At 71.4% G+C, this 2,136-nt stretch carries 2 protein-coding genes; both read right to left on the reverse strand.

Annotated elements, in window-relative coordinates; genetic code table 11:
• Positions 1–639, reverse strand: a 639-nt coding sequence (locus GTP77_RS29640; RefSeq protein ID WP_161075733.1) for a hypothetical protein, incomplete at its 3' end; no start/stop codon positions are given.
• 10 nt (positions 640–649) lie between these two features.
• The gene (locus tag GTP77_RS29645; RefSeq protein WP_187358900.1) at positions 650–1,978 is read right to left on the reverse strand and encodes a hypothetical protein; all 1,329 of its coding nucleotides are present in this window, start codon (positions 1,976–1,978) and stop codon (positions 650–652) included.
• Positions 1,979–2,136: the final 158 nt, after the last annotated feature.

A 2,136-nucleotide genomic window follows, 5' to 3' on the forward strand; every position in this document is an offset into this window, starting at 1 on the left:
GGCCGCGCCGGCCGGACGCCCGCGCCGCGCGAACAGCACCTGCGCCTCGAAGCGCTGCGGCCCGGCGCGGCGCATGGTGGTGCTGAAATGGTGGCCGTCGTTGCCGCGCGGCTGCCAGGGCGAACGCGCCACGATGCGCAGCGCGTCCTCGCCCAGCGGGCCGTCGCCGTCCACGTGCACTTCGGCGTTGGCCTTGTCGCCGACGAAGGCGCAGTTGTTCTCCACTTCGCGGCAATTCGATTCGAACTGGATGTCGACCTGGGGATTGAAGGCGAAATCGAAGCACACGTTTTCGGTGCAGTTGTTATGCACCACCGCGCACTGGTAGAACAGCGCGTCCATGCGCATCGGCACGATGTTGTCATAGGCGGCGATATAGGCGCCGGCGTCCAGCGCGGGGAACAGCACCGCGCCGTCGGCCCCGGTGAAGCCGGTGGCCGCCAGCAGCGCCTCGTCGGGCAGCCACTTCTTCACTTCGTCCACGTCGCAGTCCGCCATGGGCACGCCCTGCAGGGTGTGCGCCTTGTACAGCTTGATGGCGGCGTTGACCAGCGGCGCGCCGGTGACGCTGTCGCGCACCGTCACCTGGACCGCCCCGCGCAGATCCGCCTTGGCCGCCGCGTTCTTGATGTTTGCCATGTCTATCTCCTTAAAGGATGGTGCTACGGTATTCGGGGCGCGGCAACTGCACCGCGTCGCCGCACAGCGCGTTCAGGTCCAGCGTGCTGCGCAAGGCCCAGTGGGTCAGCAGCCTGCCCAGCAGCACGCTCTCGTCCTCGGGACTGAGGCGGCCGTCGGCACGGGCCTGGCCCAGCACGGCGAAGGCCAGCGAGGGGGCGGCGTCGTACATCTGCTGCGGCGCCCTGCTCCACTGCCGGTACAGGCTGGCCAGGCGGCGCGGCTGGCGCGCGCGCACCGCCATCACGTCCGGCAGGGTGCGCCCGCGCAGCAGCGCCGGCCGGTGCCGCGCCAGCAGCGCCGCGAAGGCCGGCAGGCTGTCCTCGAGCTGCAGCAGCAGGCGGCGCTGCTCCGGCGGCAGGCCGGTGAGCGGGTAAAACGATTCCCACAGCGCCGCCACCCGCCGCCACTGCGGATGCGGGAACAGCTGCTCGCCGAGCGCGCAGCTGAGCTTGACCCGTATCCATGGCGCCGGGTGCGGGTCCTCCGGGTTTACCCGGAACACGAATACGCGCGGCAGGCTGACCACGCCTATCAGCCCCATGGTGGCCACCACGCCGACCCGCGCCAGCGACCACAGGTCGGCCACCACTTCGGAGATCCAGCGCTCCCACAGCCGCCACACGTGGGCCGGCGTACCCTGGCTGCCGCCGCCCTGCATGGACTGCAGCACCGGGCGCAGCGAATTCACCAGGTCGAGCAGCGCAGCGCCCTGATGGCCGACCTCGTGGATCAGCGAGGAAGCGATGCTGCTGCCCACCATGCGCTCGCGCGGCACTCGCACGATGGCCACCGGGTTGTCGCCGCCGCCGGGCAGCCGGGTGCGCGCGCGGCGGATGGCCGCGCCCGGCCCCCGGTCCAGGTAGCAGATCACCGGCGGCGCGCGGTAGTAGCGGCCCGGCAGCGCCAGCGCGTCGGCCGACACCACGTCCAGCCCGGACAGCCACACGCCGTTCTTGTTTTCGCTGCGCTGCGTGATGACGTCGTTGAACAGATCGAACTGGGTCAGCGCGGCGTTGAACTTCAGGCGCAAAAAGGTGAAACGGCGCTGCGCTTCTTCCGCCGTCGCGTGGCGCGAGCCCGGACCTTGCAGCCATGCCAGGAAAGCCATCACCAGGCCATGCAGCCCGCGCCGCCCCTGCGCCAGGTGCGTCTCGATCGCTGTCTGCGCCGCCGGCAGCAGGGCCGCCGCCGGCACCATGGGTTCGATCAGCACGAAGGGGCGCACGCGCCGCAGGCGCGTAAGCAGCGAGCGCGCCTCTTGCGCCAGCATCCACCGGGCGTAGGAGCTGATGGCCATGGCACTCAGGCGCCGTAAAGGATGATCTTGCGGCCCTGGCGCGCCCAGCGGCCTGACGAGCCGGCGCCGCCGCCAGCCATACCGCCGCCAAGGCCAGCCCCGCCGCCGCCGTTCCCCAGGCCGCCGCCACGGTTGCCGGCCATGCGCTGCGCGCCGCC

The organism is Pseudoduganella aquatica (assembly GCF_009857595.1).
GTDB lineage: Bacteria > Pseudomonadota > Gammaproteobacteria > Burkholderiales > Burkholderiaceae_D > Rugamonas > Rugamonas aquatica_A.